Genomic DNA, 18328 nt, shown 5'->3' with positions numbered 1-18328 from the left:
CGGGGCTTTTTTCGTTCTATTCCTGATACTCCCACTGCTTGACAACCCCGCGCCCCCCCTCAACGCCTCGTTCACAAACCTGTCCGCCAAAGGCCAAAACTCGGCCGCCACTGGCAGGCCATAAATTTTTCCCGACGATACCCTGAGTGCGCTGAACGTCATGAATAATTCGAATAAAAGGACACAAGATTCCTATGAAGCGCAAACTCCTCGTGGTGGCTGTCGCCGCCATTCTCGGGACCGCCGGTTACGCAATCCTCAAGGGCCCCAACCTGCAGAAGAAAAATCCGGATGCCGGTATGACCATGCAGGAAATCAAGGCGCGTGATGACCAGAGCAAGGAGAACTGGGCCTATTCCCTCGGGGTGCAGGCATACGTCTACGGTCTGCCGCTGAAAATCTTTGAGCGGGAGCGTCGCCTGCGACTAAACGAGCGCAAGCTGGACTTCGTCATGTCCCGCAAAATCTGCCCCTGCGCGCCCATCAATGAATTCGGCCACATGACCAAGCTCGCTACAGCAGACGACACCCTCCCCTATACTCCCAACAACGACACCATCTATAGCGGTGTTCTACTGGAGCTGAAAGACGAACCCGTGGTTGTCACCATTCCGGATGTGCTCGACCGATACTGGAGCGCCCAGATTGCCGATGCTTACCTGGAAAACCTGCCATACATTGGTATCCGTTCAACCGGTGGTAAAGGCGGTAACTTCCTGTTTGTTGGCCCGGACTGGCAAGGAGAAGTACCGGAGGGTCTAAGCCTGCGTCGTATGCCCACGAATAGCGCCGTCATCGCCCTGCGTTATGGCATTGCCAAAGACAGCCCGGAAGAAATCGCCAAGGTCATGGAGATCCAGAAACAGGTCTTCACCACCAGCCTGAGCAACTGGGGTAAAGAAGACGGCTTCGGCAAGGTGAATCCCGTACAGATGGAACGCAAAGAATACGACGGAGACCTGGCATTATTCGAACAAATGGCTGACTTGCTGAATGAGAACCCACCCCGTGAACATCAGCGTGATGCTGTCGGTATGTTCCAGAGCATCGGCATCGAACTGGGCAAACCCTTTGCCGGTGATGCATTAGACTCCGCCATCCAACGTGGCTTGAAGCGGGCTTTGGATGATGTCGACAACATCATGGTCTGGAAAGTGAAGTACCGCGGCACACCTTACGCGACCCGCTGGAATAACCTGCATGAAGGTGAGTACGGCTACCACTTCATCAACCGGGCAGAAGGCGCACTGGAAGGACTGCTGGTTCACAGCCGTGAAGAAGGTGTTTATTTCAGTACCTATGAAGATGTCGAGGCCAACCTGCTGGATGGCTCCCAGAAATATGTACTGCATTTTGAAAAGGATGAGATTCCCCAGTTGCAGGACAAGGGCTTCTGGTCTCTGACCATGTACGGCACCAACTTCCAGCTGATCGACAATGAAATCGACCGCTACTCCATTGGTGATCGCAACACTGACCTTCAATATAACGACGATGGCTCTCTGACCATTTACATCCAACATGAAAAGCCGGAAGGTCTTGAAAGCAACTGGCTGCCCTCTCCTGATGAAGGCCTGTTCCGGATCAACTACCGCATCTACCTGCCGGGTGAAGAAACCCGCAATCCGCAAACCCTGCACAAGTTCCTGCCGGGTATCCAGAAAGTTCAGCAAGGTTGATAAGACCTGAAAAAAGAGCGGCTATAAGCCGCTCTTTTTCTCTAACACTGCAGTCCGAAGACATCATGGAAAGAAACGCTAAGATCAATGTTTGTTACTAAGCCCGACATTCATAGCCAGTCGAACAGCTTACAAAGAAGGCAAATGTACAGTATCGAGCCAAAAGCCACTGACGGCATTACTAACAATCATTAAACAATCCAGAAACCTCTTCCTGACTCACAGTGTGAAAGTTAGAGTGACGACTTACAGATCAATCCCAGCCACTTGAGACCGGGCGTTATCTCCCAACTTCTCGATGATCTGATCACGTACTTGGTTAAAGACGTCATAATCCAACTTAATCGTTTCGCTGTGACTTTTGATCCACGACTCACCTTCTTTAACACGCAAAAACAGAATAGTTGTGCTCAGATCAGTAAATCCAACAACGAGATACCCCAGGTTCATACTCACCAAACCGTGTGGATCAGTGGTCACAAAAGATGACTGAAAGTTTGCCTGATTTGCGCCAATGGCAGAATGGTTAAACAGAGAAATAAAAGGCCCTTCTTTTTCCAGCTTCTTTAAGGCCGATATCGCTGCATTCACCATTGCCTTATCAGAGGGGTCGGTAAGCGCTGTTTTCAGAACATCAAAAATGGCTTCGCTGACACTCAAATCTGTTGAAACCGAGACAAGAGCACTATCATCGAAATCACTGATATCCCAGCCCTGAATGCTCATCACTTCAGTGTATCGTTTATACCATTGGACCAACTGGGTGTTTTTATCATAGTCATGACTAGCCGCTAACTGAGCAAACAGCGTTGAGTTAATGACATCCTTTGTCGCCTGTTGCTCAACGTTCTGAGACAACACAACAAAACTGCCGCTATCCACAAACAGTTTTTTACTGTAATCAGGTTCCTCTGCTGAAAACAATGCGTCAGTTTCCATCACCTGAGGTTTAACAAGTTTTATTTGATTAATCGCCTCAACCCTTGCTTCAGGGGTTAACTCTTTCCCCTTCACCAACGCATGACTATTGTCAGCCGCAAATACATTGGAACATATTGCAGAAAAAACGAGGGTAATCGAGAAAATTACACGATATTGCGATATGAACGACGGCATTATAATTCTCCAACAAACCAGATTGGAAAGTGATCGCAGCCATCAGTTTATCGTTGACCAGAGCATCGGCACTTATATATCGCTAATCAATCTAACCTCTTGATTTCATATTATTGAAAACTGCCCGACAGGTATGAACCTGCCTGGCTATTTTCAGCTATGCCGTTGAGATTACTTATAAATGTGATGTTCCCTTGTGCTAAACAGAAGTGCTGGTGTGTATGCCATGATGACTTTTGCCCTGCCTGAACCATTGCATAGACGCCAATGACTATTCAGCAGGGCAACAAGGACAACCGCTTTTTATCTTTTGCCTAAACACCCATCTAATACGGGCACATTAGTTTTTACCTGCCTTACGGCGGAGTGAAGACGGCTTGAATTCACGCTTGTTCATTTCACCACCGAATGTAAATTCACTGTTCACTTCATTGCTCAAACCACTGACCAGATAGCGATTGGATACCAGGTCATACACAGCTTCTGCTGTATACCAGGGCACGGAGTCATTGTGGAAATTAATGTGGTAGGCCTGAGCAACACGCCACAGCTCGTCCCGGTTGTCGTAATGATCGGCGACAGCGATTTGCCAGGTATCCTCATCAATAAAGAACGTTCGTTTTTTATAACTATGGCGAACACCGTCTTTGAGAACGCCTTCCACTTCCCAGACGCGATGCAGTTCATAACGCACCAGATCGCTGTTCAGATGACCGGGCTGAACAATCTCATCGTATCCAAGGCTTTTATCGTGTAACTGGTAGTTGTTATAGGGGATATAAAGCTCTTTCTTACCCACGATTTTCCATTCATAACGGTCCGGTGAACCGTTATACATATCCATGTTGTCAGACGTCGCCTGACCGTCGGCATTGTTCTGGGGCGAATCATAGGCAACCTGTGGTGCACGGCGTACACGACGCTGACCGACGTTATAAATCCATGACTTACGGGGTTCGACCAACTGGTCCAGTGTTTCATGCACCAGCGTCATGGTACCGGCATTACGCGCTGGAGAAAGCGTTTCACCCAGGAAATAAAACAGCATGTTATCGTCAGCCGACGAATTCTTGATATGGCTGTTAAAGACCATGGTCTGCCAGATCTTGGAAGCGATATATTCGCCATTTGCCTGGGGCGCCATCCGGTGCACAACACGATCAATCATCCCGCCGCGATAACGAGTGATGTGATTCCAGAGAATTTCCTCAGCACTTTGCGGCACCGGGAATGGCACACCTTCAACATAGCCTCCCCTCAACCCACTGTTTTTGTCGTTTAATTCAATCTGCGTGGCATTCTCGCGAGTAGCCTCATAAATCGACTGCGGATAAGCGGCGCTACGGCGGGTCGGGTATACATTGATTTTGAAACTTGGGTATTTCGCAATCAGTGCCTGCTGTCCCGGTGATAATTTATCCCTGTATTGCTCAACATTGCTCTGGTCAATGGTGAATAGAATCACATCCTCTGCAAAAGGATTATCCAGCGAATCCGCTTTATCGGCTGGCACAAAACCGCCATTCCACGCCGGTATTGAGCCATCCGCATTGGCGCTTTTTTCAGCGCCCATCCAGGTCAATTCAGTCCCCAGTTTCTGTGCTTCCTGTTCTGATACCTTGGCATGGCCGTTAACCGCCAAGAGCATCAGGCTGAGGGCGCTGAGTTTAAACACGGTCTTTCGGGTTTTATCTAACATCATGCAAGCCACCTGTTAAAACTTCATGCCAACGGTCATGGAAAGAAAATCGCGGTCAGTTTGGGTATTGAACTCGCCACCAAAGAAATCCGTGTAACTCAGACCCGCATTGTAAGTACCGAGGTAATCCAGGTTGACCGATAAAGTGACGGCCTTGCGCCCTTCAACAAACTGACTGCCTGGCGCATAGGAGTAACCGTTAAGATCGTGTTTAAAGGCGACACCCGGCGTGATATTGATGCCTTTAAAAACATTGCTGTACATCAGCTGCGACTTAACCCGGTAACCCCAGGACCAGTCGGTGGTAAAACCATCCAGCGTGCAGTATTCGGCATTCATGTCGTCGTTCTGACAGGCGATCGCTACCCCTTCCTCACCGGAACCATACAGGGCGGAACGACCGTATTTGATCTCACTTTCATCTTCCAGGTCCCCCACATGGATAGCGCCGACTTCCGCGACCACACTCAGACGATCACTGCCCAGAATATCGCTGAATGTCTGGATCATGGTGACCTGCATCTGGGTGACCGGCTTTTTGCGGTAGCTGTCTACCCGCATACCATAAAGTCCTTCGTTACGGGCAACGTTTGGTCCTGAACCGGCGGATGGCAATGTAATATCGAAAATCTCATCCACGATGGGCGATTCGGTATCCAGGAAACCAGTGGCATAGAGGAAGTCTTGACCGTTAATAGCGATGGGCATATCCGGGCGGTGACTGATTTCACCGGAGAGTGACATTCCGAAAGGTCCGCTGGTATTGAAACTCAGACCATACAAACGAATATCTTCGGGGAAAGCTACCAGGTATTCCGGTCCCTGTGCAAAAGGACTACAGGGAGCACCGGGTGGAGGGCAATAGGCAGGATTATTGGTAACGCCATTCAGGAAAAATCCATTACCTGGGCGGTCATCATAATCTGCGGTGATGGCTCCAACATAGGGCAAACGACTGTGATAGTTAATGACGTAGAGTCCAAACTCGGTGTCATTCAACCATTCGGCAAAGTAACGCAGCGCAATTCCCCATTGACCGCTGTCACTAGGCGTATCATCCGCTCGGCGCTGCAACACCATGTTGGCAGTATCTGGCAGAGCTGGATTAACGAGCGACATGTCTTCCTGCTGTTCTTCCGTCAGACCTGATACTGCATAGAGAGGCCCACACCCCGGCGGGATCGCATCAGACTGAGAGAAAAACGTGCCACAACCAGGCAACACCGTGCTTTGCCATTCCAGCTGATAGAAGGCTTCTGCGGACAGATTTTCCGTCAAACCAAACGACGCACTGATCATATTGACGGGTAACAGTGCTTCCTTGAGTTCCACTCCTGGGCGCGTAATAGCATTGGCATCAATCGGGTTAATGACATTAATGCCGCCCTGGATGAAGGTACTCTCTCCCCAGCTCAGTACCTGACGTCCGAAACGGATATCCAGCGGCCGGTCTGCCACCTCGAATTCTCCCCAGACGTAGGCATCCATCAGCGCTACACCGGAGAACTTCGCCAGCGAATCAAAACCGCTGTCGTCAAAATCTTTAAAACGCCCTTTACCGTTTTCCAGTACATCGTCGTACCAGTACTTGGCACTGACGAAGGCACCATAATTTTCGTAATTCAGTGACAGTTCAGTGGAACCCTTGAATATACGGGAGATCGCATCACCACGATCAAAGTTCTGGCGACCATCATTACTATTAATACCACCAGCCCGACCGCCATAGGCCGTTGGCAGCAGGTCCTTGTCCGGTGCTGCCGTACTGTAGCTGGTGCCAATGGAAAGCGTGGTGTTCAGACGGCCCTGGATATCACCATCGGCCAGTTCAAAAGTCAGTGCGTTAACCGGGGAGGATTGCGCGGCGCTCAGACTGATCGCAAGGGCAAGCAGCGTCGTCTGCCCCGTTCGCGGACGGCAAGGGTACTTCATGGAAAGGCTCTCGCTGTTTTCTTTATTGTTATGGCGGGAAGGTGTTACAAAACGTTGTGGCCAAACGACACGCTTCCCTTAGAATAACGACGATAACGGTTCCCGATTTGTCCTGCTGGCCCGCACAGGCCAAGTTTTTGATCTTTTCAGACACAACCCGGTCGTACATGAATAACAACGCAGAGACCCAAACGACTCTCGCAAGCTGGGCACTGGCGATAGAACGAGCCTTGCAGACAGAAGGCGTGGATTCCGCAGGTATCTTTACAGCTGCTGGTATTGACAAGGAGCGCCTGCGTCAACCGGAAGCCCGTATCCCTGTCACCACCATGTGGCGCCTGTGGCGTCAAGCAGTAGCGGCAACCGGTAATGAAGCCATCGGCATCCGGGTGGCGGAAACCATCTTTCCGACCCATCTCAATGCACTGATGTTTGCCCTTCAGGCCAGTAATACCCTGCATGACTGCATAGAACGCATGGTGCGTTATGCCCGCGTGGTGTCCACCATCGGCATGATTTCCATTGAATACGGAGAACAGCAGGTTGCTATACGCATGCGTTCCAGCGAACAACCCGGGCGCCCGTTTCAACCGGTTGACGCTTTAATGGCCGTTGTCGTCAAAGTCATTCGCGACATTCTGGAGCCAGGCGATCACAACTGTATCCGGAGCATTCACCTGTGCCGTCCAGAACCAGACAATCGACGTCTATTTGATCAGTTCTTTGCCTGCCCGATTCTGTTCTCCGCAGAAAACAATGAAATCATTCTGGATGCGGCGGTCATTGAAGCCCCCCTGCCCAGCGCCAACTCGGAGCTGGCTCGGGTCAATGACCAGATCCTGAATGAATACCTGCAGCGCATGAATAATGAAAACACCAGCCTTCGGGTACGCAAGGAAATCATGCGTTTGCTCGGCACGGAGCACCTGAACCAGGAATGCATTGCCTCCTCACTGAACATGAGCGCACGAAACCTGCATCGTAAACTGGCGGATGAAGGCAATTCCTTCAAGGAGCTGCTGGATACGATTCGCCACGAGCTGGCACTGGGCTACCTGGAAGTCTCCAACATAAGTATTGGGGAACTGACGTTTACCTTGGGCTTTGTGGACCAGAGCAGTTTCAGCCGCGCTTTCAAACGCTGGACCGGCATGACACCCAGTCAGTACCGAAAATCCCGGGCATCCGCGTGATGCCCGCCTGCAAAAATGTGTTATTTCCTATTACTGCTGTCCTGAATCTCGATCTTTTGGCTGCGCACATAAAACTCAAGCAGCCCCACAGCCAGAACAATACCCAGAAGAATCGGGAGACTGTGCCACCAGTCAATTTCCAACGTAAAAATATCGGGAAAAATAAACAGCACAATACTCAAGCCAAGTACAGTACTGGCGGAAAGGACTGACAGCCAGGCGACGAATACACCGGGTACACGGAAGGGACGAAACGTATCAGCCTGCGTGCGACGCAACCGTAGAAACACGGCAAAAATAAAATAATACGTTGAGAAGTAGAGCACCATGGAAAATGCAAAGATAGACCAGAACAGGTCATCGGCGGTATCCGCCATGAAACCATAAATAATCAGCAACAGCGTCGACCACAAGCCTGTCTGAAATACCGCACCGGCTGGCTGCCAGGTATGCAGGTTACGTCGTGCAAAAAAACTGGGCATTTCACCATGTTCTGCACCGGCCGCCGCGGCTTCCGAGCCCCCCAACGCCCAAAGACTCATATAACAGACAAACGTCACAACGGTCGCCAGACCGAGCAGGCAGGTCAGAAGTTGCCCAACAAAACTACATCCAAAGATAATCCGAAACGTCTGAACCAGGCCGGATACCAGTCCAAGTTGATCACGGGGAACTGTCGACAACACCGCAAAGGTGCCGCCCGCATGCAGTAACAGTAAAAACAGCATACCGCCAAACAGTCCTATCGGGAGGTCATGCCTGGGATTGCCCACACGGAAAATAAGGTTGGCAATCAACTCTGCACCAATCACAGAGAACACTAATGTGGGCAGATACATAATGGCGTTATCTAACTGGGGGGACAGTGTCTCCACATTCACCGGATTCGCCATCCCTTTGGTGACAGCGTGTTGGATACCACCGACAATCAATGTCGCAACAATCATTAGCCGGGTCACCATGCCAACGGTATTCAGCGCCCGGGTCAGGTCACGGCCACAAATCACCAGCCAGACCGAGACCCAACTGAATACAACGGCAATAATGACATGCCCCCACAACGGCAGTTCCGGATAAAACAGTTCTGCCAATACCCCTGAACTGACGAGAAAGGTTGACGGGTACCACGCTGGGAGATTCAGCCAGTAATACCAGCTAAACCGGGCACCCCAACGAGAACCAAAGGCCAGTGTCACCCAATAATGAATACCATGGGCACTGGGCCAGGTCGTCCCCAGTTCACACAAAATAGCCAGATATGGCAGCAGAAACAGTAAGGCAATCACAGGCCACCAGAAGAACACCGATACGCCCAGGGAGGCCGCTGGCACAAACACCGTCAGCCCCTGAATGGTTGCAACAACCCAGAAGCAAATCTGAAACGCACCCAGTTGGCGAGTCATCACGGCAGCCTCTTTCAGCTGTATTGGCCGATTACTATCCAGCGATAACAGTTCCCTTGTACCCCGTAGTCTTCAGCAATCGCTATCCATTGGAATCATCTGTTTATCGTCTTCATTTCAGTTCGAAGGCGGAGAGTATGGATGATGACAGCATAATTTCCTGTTTTTTCTGCCTAAAAAACGGAATATTTCATTATTGCACTGCGTGAGCCTTTTCAGCTCAGGTATAATCCGGCCATGGCCTACCAACTTCGCCCTTACCAGCAAGACGCTGTCACCAATACCATCCAATATTTCCGCAAGTCCTGCGCACCGGCCGTCATCGTGCTGCCAACTGGTGCCGGTAAAAGCCTTGTCATCAGTGAACTGGGACGTATCGCCAAGGGGCGCGTCCTGGTACTGGCTCACGTTCGCGAACTGGTTGAACAGAACCACGCCAAGTACGAAAGCTATGGGCTGAAAGCCTCCATATTCAGTGCAGGACTTGGGCAGAAAGAGGCTATTGAACAGGTCGTGTTTGGCAGTGTGCAATCTGTTGTCAGGAATCTGGAAGCCTTTTCCGACAGCAACTTCACCCTGCTGATCATCGATGAGTGCCATCGGGTTTCACTGGAAAAAAACAGCAGTTACCACAAGGTGATCCGTCACCTGCAGTCCCACAACCCGAATCTCCGTATTCTCGGACTGACGGCAACCCCCTATCGCCTGGAACTGGGATGGCTGTATCAGTACCACTGCAAGGGTGCTGTCAGAACAGAAGAAGCGCGGCTGTTTCAGGACTGCATTTTTGAGCTGCCTTTATCCCATATGATTCGGGAGGGTTTTCTTACGCCAGCAACATTGCTGGATGCCCCCGTCGCATTTTATGACTTTAGCCGTCTTCCAAGAGATCCTTTCGGACGATACAAAGAAAACGATCTCAATAAACTCTTGCAGGGAAAAGGCCGTGCTACCGCCCAAATCATCAGGCAAGTCATCACGGAAGCGGAAACGCGACAGGGCGTAATGATTTTTGCCGCCACCACGGATCATGCCAGGGAAATTATCCGTTACCTGCCACAGGATGAAGCGGCGCTGATACTGGGAGACACACCGGGTGCAGAACGGGAAAAGCTGATCAGTGCGTTCAAAGACCAACAGCTGAAATACCTGGTCAACGTCGCCGTGCTGACCACCGGTTTTGATGCCCCCCATGTTGACCTTATTGCCATCCTTCGACCTACGGAGTCTGTCAGTCTCTACCAGCAGATCGTCGGCCGAGGGTTGCGCCTGTCGCCCGGCAAGGAAGACTGCCTGGTCATGGATTTTGCCGGCAATCATTTTGATCTGTTCAGCCCGGAAATAGGCTCCGCCAGACCCGATTCCCGTGCAGTGCCAGTCACTATTCCCTGCCCGGCCTGCGGTTTCGATAATCAGTTCTGGGGACTCGTCGACAACGACGGTGACCTGGTTGAGCACTATGGACGCCGCTGCCAGAGTTTTGAAGAATACGACGGCAAACGGGTACGCTGTGACTTCCGTTACCGTTTCAAGGAGTGCGACCAGTGTCAGGCAGAAAACGATATCGCCGCCCGTAAATGCCATGATTGCGGCAAAGCACTGGTTGATCCGGATAAAAAGCTGCGGGAAGCACTGAATCTGCATCACTGCATGGTCATCCGTTGCGCCGGCATGACGATGCTCCCCTCTGTTGACCGTCAGGGTAATGAACGGATTACCATTACCTACTACGACGAAGACGGTGCAGAACTGCAGGAATACTTTCGACTGGATACCCCGGCCCAGCAAGGTGCGTTCTACCACCACTTTGGTAAACACGCATTAATCAATCGGGGAGAAGCGTTTCGTGCATCATCGGTTCAGGCCGTGATAGATCAACAGAAAAAGTTCCGAAAACCGGATTTTGTTATCGCATCCAAAGAAAAAGCCTTTTGGCGCATCCGTGACAAGTTGTTTGATTATGAAGGGCGTTATCGGAGAGCAACCTGCGCCGAATAATACGGGGTTACCTAAAAAACGTAACTCACTGAACAACAGCATAGAATCTGTAAAAAATAAGGCGCTTTAACGCGAAAATGCTGATGCACCAGGACTTATGTCCACTCTGCCGATTCTTTACTCCACTGTTCGAACCCAACCTTCATCTGGTCAATTGTTGGGCGCTGATTCGGCTCTGAAAGAAGCACCTTAGAAAGAAAGTATTCCATGTTTTTTATTTTTAAATGACACCTCTTTATTTTGTCTATTATTACAGGTCTGAATTCCTCCACTTTCGAAAAATCATGATACCTAGTAACACCTTTTTCCGCCTTTTCATCGTTAACAACAAAATCAGCGCCATTATTAATCACCGACACGATAGCACAACCCAATGAATAGATATCCAGCGGCGCACTGTAAGCGTACTCATGTAACATTTCACTCGCACAACAAATCAAAACCCGTTCATAACCACATCTATGATATTTGTCCTTGGTCGACATACCAAAATCCAGGAATTTTATATCAAGCTGATCTACACCGTCACGACGCTTTACTTCAACGACTATATTATTTGGCTTCAGATCCCTATGATATATCCCGCACTGATGCAATGCTTGCACCTTTTCTATCATCTGCAAAACAATCTTAATTCTTGTCACTTGGGCGAGCTGATTGCATGCAATATCTGAAACCCTAAGAAAATTTCTGAGTGTAACGCCATGACTCAACCTCATAAAGATAATACATTGTCTTTGGTATTTTTTATTGTACGTATCAACCCACTCATAAACAGGTATTGCCAAGTCCTTTTCTGCGGCTTCTGATTGCAATCGACATTCTCTTTCAACGCCTGTTACTGTCTCCCGCCATGCGACATTTGCGATTCCTTTTACTTTTTTCGCGACACAAAGGCATGACTCTCCAGTATGAATATTCAATGCAAGTGCAAATTTTACTACACCACTCACCCCCTTCCCAACGTACAAATAATCCTCTTTCAATGCCTTTGACTTACTGTCATGTTGAAAAAAAGAATGAACAACTTTCTCTTCAACGCCAAATTCATACAGTGCCTTTATTGGTAACGAATTAAGCAACTTGAAAATATACTGACCTCTCTTCCGCCTTATATAAGTATGCGACTCACCTGAAACTACTTTACCCAAACGATTCATATGCCATTTTGCACTTCCAAGCACCCTGCCTATCGATTCCTTATTATCAGACAAAGGAGACCTTTCTTGACCATTTCCTCCTCCCATAACCCTACTGCCTTCACCCGCAACATTCATAACTGCCTACCTATATACATCCAACAGAAAGAAAAACAAGAAGCCTCACAGTAACTTCATCCTTGATGAAAAAATTTGACAATACAAACAGACGTATTTCTCAGTAACAGCGCGAAATTAACTAACAAGTTACCAATAAAAACTTAAATCACGAAAACTCATTACAAGGATGTCACAATGAATGACCAGATATTCTCTAATAATTTTGGCTGAGCAGAGGCAACAGGATGAATACCGTCTGGCTGATTCAATGCTGCATCGCCTGCTACACCATCAAGGAAAAATGGCACTAATCCGATATCATGCTGATCAGCGAGTTCACTGAATACACCCTGAAAACGTCGACTGTATACCGGCCCGTAATTAGGCGGAATACGCATCTCGAACAAGAGAACGTCTGCATTCTGTTGCTGCGACAATACAATCATTTGGGAAAGATTGTTCTTCATACCCTTAAGCGGCAAGCCACGTAATCCATCATTGGCACCGAGTTGAAGCAGTACCAGGTCAGGGGTATACGTTTCCAATGCCTCAGGTAACCGGCTTAATCCTCCCGACGTGGTTTCGCCACTGATACTGGCATTCACCACCTGCCACTCAGGATGCGTCCCTGCCAGTTTTTCCTGTAGCAATGCGACCCATCCCTTGCGAGAATCAATGCCATAAGCAGCACTCAGGCTGTCGCCAAAGACCAACAGCGTTTTCTGGTCCGGCAGGGAAGATGCGTGAGCCTGGACAGCCATTACCAGACAACAGATCAATAACAATCCGGAACGGCGCATGCGTGATAACAAACAGGTCAGTGACATCATGGTTGGGGCCCAGTCCCTGTGCAAGCAGGTTGATAATCCGGGTGGCGGACATCTGGCTATCCTCTCCGACGTGACCCTCGAAATCAAGACAGGCGAAACTGTTGCCATTGTCGGGACATCCGGTTCCGGTAAATCAACATTGCTGGGATTACTGGCCGGCCTTGATCAACCCAGTACTGGTAGCGTCACACTGGCGGGGCAATCACTCAGTAACCTGGATGAAGATCAGCGCGCAGTCCTCCGGGCAAAAACGACAGGCTTCGTGTTTCAAAGTTTCCACCTGTTACCTTCACTGACAGCACTTGAGAATGTCATGCTGCCGTTGGAGCTGACCGGTCATGCCGATGCGCGGGCAGCCGCTGAACACTGGCTGGAGCGGGTCGGTCTGGCAGGCCGGATGACGCATTACCCGGCCAAGCTGTCCGGCGGAGAACAGCAGCGCGTCGCCATTGCCAGGGCCTTTGTCGCCAGCCCGCAACTCCTGTTTGCGGATGAACCCACAGGTAACCTGGACCAAAAGACGGGCGCACGTATTTCAGACCTGCTCTTCAGCATGAATGAGGAACAGGGCACCACGCTGGTTCTGGTGACCCACGACCTAACCCTGGCGCAACGTTGCCAGCGGATGCTGACGCTCAGTGGCGGCAGGATGGAGGACGTCGCATGACGCTTTCCTCATTGCTCAGCACCGCCTGGCGACAGACACACCGGGATCTGCGCAGTGGCGAGCTGAACCTGTTGCTGGTTGCTCTGGTGCTGGCGGTGACCGTCAGTACGGCGATCGGTTTATTCGGCGACCGCCTGCAAAAGGGACTTGGACGACAGGTGGCAGCTGTTATCGGTGCCGACCTGCTTGTGCAGGGCTCCCGCCCTGTCGATGCGGTGATTGACCAGAAAGCTTCTGAATCAGGACTCAGGCACAGCCGAACCATTGAGTTTCCGAGTGTCATCCTGGCCGGTGATGAACTGCAGATGATCTCCGCCAAAGGTGTGGAAAACGGCTACCCTCTGCGCGGACAGGTGCGTATCGCTGACCAACCTTTCGGTCCGGACCAGACTACCAATACGATTCCCGTACCGGGTGAAGCCTGGCTGGAACCACGGCTATTCCCCCTGCTGAATATCACTATCGGAGATACCGTCACCCTTGGCGAAAAAGAACTCCGCATCACCCGCGCCATCACCCTGGAAAGTGACCGTGGCAAAGGCTTCTACAGTTTTTCACCCCGCTTACTGTTCAATCTCGCCGATCTGGACGACACCAACCTGATACAACCCGGCAGCCGTGTCGCCTGGCGCAACCTGTATGCCGGCCCCGAAAATGCGCTTGAACCTTTCCGGGTCTGGCTGGCTGATAACCTGCCCAAGGACTACCGACTACTGGACTTAGAAGACAATAGCCGTGGACTTAACCGAAGCCTGACCCGGGTAACCGGCTTTCTGGCACTGGCCAGTCAGCTGGCAGTATTACTGGCAGGAATTGCCATCGCCATGGCGGCGCGCCGTTTTGCCCGACGACGTTATGATACGGTTGCCGTGCTGCGCTGCCTTGGCGCCCGTCGTTCCGACATCCTGACCATGGTGATTCTGCAACTGTTTCTTATCCTCCCGGTTGCCATCCCACCGGCATTGCTGCTGGGCTGGTTCCTATCAGAAGGCACCGTACTGCTATTGCAAGACCTGCTGCCCGCCTGGCTGCCAGCCGCCGGCATTACGCCGATACTGATGGGTGCTGCCACTGGCATGATTGTACTGCTCGGCTTTGCCCTTGCCCCCCTGCTGCGACTCGGTGGCATTACACCGTTGCGGGTGCTGAAGCGTGAACCGGCGCCTGCGCCCGCTTCTGCGTGGATTGTCTACAGTCTGGCGCTGATCAGCCTGGTCAGCCTGTCCTGGTACATGACGGGGAACCTCTCGCTGACCCTGTCCCTGACATTAGGCGCCGCCGCAATATTGCCGCTGACAGGTTTGCTTCTGTCGTTCATTCTCCGCCTGTTCAGCCGTGGCTTTAACCAACGTCAGGTCACGCTGGTCTGGCGCATGGCCATGCGGCGCCTGACCCGGCAGCAATCCCTGGCGCTTGCCCAACTGCTGGCGTTTTCCCTTACCCTGATGGTCATGGCTGTCGCTATGCAGGTGAGGACGGATCTACTGAACCAGTGGCAGGATCAGCTGCCGACTGATGCACCCAACTATTTCAGCCTGAATATCCAGACAACCGATGTTGGTCCTTTGGCTGCTTTCATGAAAGAGCGGGCTATCAGCACCAGCCAGATGTACCCCATTATCCGGGGGCGTCTGACAGCGATTAACGGTCAGCCCCTGAATGAGATACTGGACGAAGAACAGCAACGCCATAATGCGGTCAATCGTGAACTGAATATCACCTGGTCAGATACGTTGCCGGAAACCAACACCCTGATCAGCGGCGATTGGTGGTCACCCGGCGAGGAAGGAGAAGTCTCCGTCGAATCCCACCTGGCAGAACACCTGGATCTTTCCGTTGGGGACACACTGAGCTTCAATTTCGCAGGCCGCCCATTAACCGTCGATGTCACCAGCCTGCGTAAAGTGGAGTGGGAAAATTTCCGCCCCAACTTCTACATGGTCATGCCCAAAGCGACCCTGGAAGACTACCCCGCCACCTGGCTGAACAGCTTCCACCTGCCGCAGGAGCAACGTCGCCAGTTGAACGACATGATTCGGTCATTCCCCGCTCTCACGCTTATTGATATGGATACGGTGATCAACCAGGCAAGGCAGATGATCCAGCAGGGCATACTGGCGCTGGAAGCCATGCTGGTTGTGCTGTTCCTGGCCGGATTACTGGTGCTATGGGCCAGCATAGAAACGACACTGGATGAACGCATCAAGGAAAGTGCCCTGCTTCGCGCCCTGGGCACCCAGGGCCTACAGCTGCAGCGTCTTCAAATGGGAGAATTCCTGTTACTTGGCAGTTTGTCCGGACTACTGGCAGCCATCGGCGCAGAACTCTGCACCTGGCTGGTGTTTACCCGGGTACTGGAACTGTCATGGACGCCAACGCCATTACTCTGGCTGTTGCTCCCACTGTCGGGTGCAATCCTGATAGGTGCAGCCGGTTACCTGGGCACCTTACGAGTTGTGCGCACTTCTCCACTGCGCCTGTTGCGGGAAGGACTCTGATCGGTGTGAACGCCGGCAGTTTAAAACACTGCCGGCGTCGTTTTAACTCAGGATTGCCCTGTCGAATTCCGGATTAACTGGTAATAAATCTTCACGGCCTGCAGGTAGCTCTCAACCGATACCCGCTCATCCGTGCCATGAATACCTTTCAATTCCTTCGGCCCCAGTGTGACACCCATGAAACGGTAACTACTGTCCGTCAACGCATCAAAGTGTCGTGCATCGGTTGCCGCAATCACAATCCTGGGTGCAATACGCAGTGACGGATCGGCAATCACCTCGTGGATACTCCGCTCAAGCTGCTGGTAGCCAAAGCTGTCCGTCGGCGATACCCGGGATGGATTACTGCCAAAGCCATAGTTCTCCAGCGTAATGCTGTCGTCGTCAATGACCTCCCTGACCCGTTCCGTGACAGTCTCCACGGTTTCGCCGGGCAGAATCCGGAAATTCACCACGGCACTGGGATTGAGCGGCAATACATTATCCTTAACGCTGCCACTGAGCATGGTCGGTGCGGTTGTCGTACGCATACCGGCCATCAGCGCCGGGACATCGGGTACCAGGCCATCAGCAAACGGTTCAAATAGCCAGCGATTGGCAAACAGCATACGCTGCACAAACGGGACGTCCGGCCCAAGCTGTTGAATAAAATCTGCCGTATATTGCAAATTAATGGGGAAAGGATCTTCTTCCAGCCGGGAGAGAGCTTTTGCCAACCGGCCAATCGCCGTTTCAGAAGGCGGCTGTGACGAGTGACCACCGCCGCCTTTTGCTGTCAGCTTGAGTGACAGGTAGCCTTTTTCACCTGGTCCGATAACTGCCACCAGCCCTTCAATACCGGGCACAACGCCTTTGGTGACAACACCACCCTCATCCAGAACATATTCAAAAAACAAACCCCGCTTTTGCAGCAACGAGGCAATGGTCACAGCGCCTTTCTGCCCACCAATCTCCTCATCATGGCCAAAGGCGAGGAATACACTGCGCTCCGGTTGATAACCTTCTGCCAGCAACTTTTCCGTCGCTTCCAGAATGCCCAGCACACCGGATTTGTCATCCACCGTACCGCGCCCCCAGATGTAGCCATCCGCCACTTTTCCTTCAAAGGGCGGCCATGTCCATGAGTCTTCCGTTCCGGGAATCACTGGCACCACATCCATATGCGACATCAGCAGAATAGGTTGAAGTTTTTCGTCCTTCCCCTGCCACTCCATAAGCAGGCTGTAGTCATTGATCTGTTGAACCTTCAGCTGACTATAAACCCGGGGAAAGCTCTCGCGCAGGAAGTGATTGAATGCAGCAAACGCCTCGGCATCAAAAGCCTTACCACCATGGGAAATCGTCGGAAACTGAATTGCCTGCGACAACCGACTGACAACGGATGTCTCATCCAGTGAGACATCTACACCTGGAATGCCGTCTTGTGACGTTTCGGAATCGGTATATAGAAAGGTTCTGACCACTATGACAGTGATCAGCAATGAAAACAGGACAGCCAAACCTGTAACGCTTTTTTTCATTATTATCATTCTCTGTCGTTATCATCCGTCTGCACTCTAACGGAAGAGCAACCATAATTTAAGCCGTTTTATGTAATGCCCCGAGCTCCCGCTTCTCGCATTATTCAATAGAGGAACCCGGCTTATGCGTTGTACCTTCCAAAGAACGACACACGTCCTACACCAACATCTGTGCATGGCAATAATGCCCCCTTTACTGCTGCTGATGTTGGCTTCAATGATTTCCCATGCAGCAACTGCTGAACATTCAGGCACGACACCAGATACCAATGCATCGCGAATCAATCACTACTATCTGGTCACCTGGGATCCTAAATCCGTTGCTAACCGCAAGGCTTTCGATGAGCGCTTGTCAGAGCAAGCAGGCAGCCTGCTCAAACTTTGGAAGGCAGGAAAGATTGAAAATGTCTACCTGGATCCCAAGCCAACAGACCGAGAAGGCAAACATATCCCTGAATCCGCGAGTTCACAGCTAAGAAATCGGCCTGAAAACCCCAGAGCCCAAGTCTTTTCGTATAAAATCCCCTGATTCTG

13 protein-coding genes are annotated in these 18328 nt (G+C 51.1%); 6 read left to right on the top strand and 7 right to left on the bottom strand.

From position 1 onward, the window contains the following. Nucleotides 1–194: 194 nt before the first annotated feature. Nucleotides 195–1679 carry a DUF1254 domain-containing protein gene (locus ABD892_RS23385; RefSeq protein WP_345198660.1) on the top strand — a complete coding sequence of 495 codons (1485 nt, stop codon included), beginning with the start codon at nucleotides 195–197 and terminating at the stop codon, nucleotides 1677–1679. Between the two features lie 246 nt (nucleotides 1680–1925). Here ABD892_RS23385 and ABD892_RS23380 read toward each other — a convergent pair whose 3' ends face one another. From ABD892_RS23380 to ABD892_RS23370, 3 genes are all read right to left on the bottom strand, one after another. Then, nucleotides 1926–2795 (bottom strand): hypothetical protein, encoded by an 870-nt coding sequence (locus ABD892_RS23380; protein ID WP_345198658.1) that lies wholly within the window; start codon nucleotides 2793–2795, stop codon nucleotides 1926–1928. Nucleotides 2796–3135: 340 nt separating this feature from the next. After that, complete coding sequence (locus ABD892_RS23375; RefSeq protein ID WP_345198656.1) at nucleotides 3136–4497, bottom strand: DUF1329 domain-containing protein; 1362 nt, start codon at nucleotides 4495–4497, stop codon at nucleotides 3136–3138. 12 nt (nucleotides 4498–4509) lie between these two features. Then, nucleotides 4510–6426, bottom strand: a complete 1917-nt coding sequence (locus ABD892_RS23370; protein WP_345198655.1) for a DUF1302 domain-containing protein — start codon at nucleotides 6424–6426, stop codon at nucleotides 4510–4512. Nucleotides 6427–6593: 167 nt separating this feature from the next. Here ABD892_RS23370 and ABD892_RS23365 point away from each other — a divergent pair, with 167 nt between their 5' ends. Next, nucleotides 6594–7619: an AraC family transcriptional regulator gene (locus ABD892_RS23365; protein WP_345198654.1), complete on the top strand. Its 1026-nt coding sequence runs from the start codon at nucleotides 6594–6596 to the stop codon at nucleotides 7617–7619. 20 nt (nucleotides 7620–7639) lie between these two features. Here the strand turns inward: ABD892_RS23365 and ABD892_RS23360 are convergent, their stop codons facing one another. Then, nucleotides 7640–9022 (bottom strand): APC family permease, encoded by a 1383-nt coding sequence (locus ABD892_RS23360; RefSeq protein ID WP_345198653.1) that lies wholly within the window; start codon nucleotides 9020–9022, stop codon nucleotides 7640–7642. Between the two features lie 237 nt (nucleotides 9023–9259). On the opposite strand from ABD892_RS23360, the gene radD reads away from it, so the two are divergent. Next, on the top strand, nucleotides 9260–11020 hold the full coding sequence (gene radD, locus ABD892_RS23355) for a DNA repair helicase RadD (protein ID WP_345198652.1): 1761 nt from the start codon (nucleotides 9260–9262) through the stop codon (nucleotides 11018–11020). A gap of 95 nt (nucleotides 11021–11115) precedes the next feature. Here the strand turns inward: radD and ABD892_RS23350 are convergent, their stop codons facing one another. Together ABD892_RS23350 and ABD892_RS23345 are read right to left on the bottom strand one after the other, a co-directional pair. After that, complete coding sequence (locus tag ABD892_RS23350) at nucleotides 11116–12297, bottom strand: protein kinase domain-containing protein (RefSeq protein ID WP_345198651.1); 1182 nt, start codon at nucleotides 12295–12297, stop codon at nucleotides 11116–11118. 161 nt (nucleotides 12298–12458) lie between these two features. Beyond that, nucleotides 12459–13109, bottom strand: a complete 651-nt coding sequence (locus ABD892_RS23345; RefSeq protein ID WP_345198650.1) for an arylesterase — start codon at nucleotides 13107–13109, stop codon at nucleotides 12459–12461. Here ABD892_RS23345 and ABD892_RS23340 point away from each other — a divergent pair. Together ABD892_RS23340 and ABD892_RS23335 are read left to right on the top strand one after the other, a co-directional pair. Beyond that, nucleotides 13078–13776 carry an ABC transporter ATP-binding protein gene (locus ABD892_RS23340; protein WP_345198649.1) on the top strand — a complete coding sequence of 233 codons (699 nt, stop codon included), beginning with the start codon at nucleotides 13078–13080 and terminating at the stop codon, nucleotides 13774–13776. The two genes, ABD892_RS23345 and ABD892_RS23340, sit on opposite strands and share 32 nt — an antisense overlap. Next, on the top strand, nucleotides 13773–16274 hold the full coding sequence (locus ABD892_RS23335) for an ABC transporter permease (RefSeq protein ID WP_345198648.1): 2502 nt from the start codon (nucleotides 13773–13775) through the stop codon (nucleotides 16272–16274). Before ABD892_RS23340 ends, ABD892_RS23335 begins: the two co-directional genes overlap by 4 nt. A gap of 47 nt (nucleotides 16275–16321) precedes the next feature. Here ABD892_RS23335 and ABD892_RS23330 read toward each other — a convergent pair whose 3' ends face one another. Next, nucleotides 16322–17794, bottom strand: a complete 1473-nt coding sequence (locus ABD892_RS23330; protein WP_345198647.1) for a M20 family peptidase — start codon at nucleotides 17792–17794, stop codon at nucleotides 16322–16324. A gap of 175 nt (nucleotides 17795–17969) precedes the next feature. Between ABD892_RS23330 and ABD892_RS23325 the strand changes: the two genes are divergently transcribed. Beyond that, entirely contained in the window at nucleotides 17970–18323 is a 354-nt protein-coding gene (locus ABD892_RS23325) for a hypothetical protein (RefSeq protein WP_345198646.1), read from the top strand. Nucleotides 18324–18328: the final 5 nt, after the last annotated feature.

This window comes from Kistimonas scapharcae, from assembly GCF_039540975.1.
In the GTDB taxonomy this organism is placed as follows: domain Bacteria; phylum Pseudomonadota; class Gammaproteobacteria; order Pseudomonadales; family Endozoicomonadaceae; genus Kistimonas; species Kistimonas scapharcae.
The sequence above is the reverse complement of the archived record's forward strand: the minus strand, read 5'-3'. Positions and strand labels throughout refer to the sequence as shown.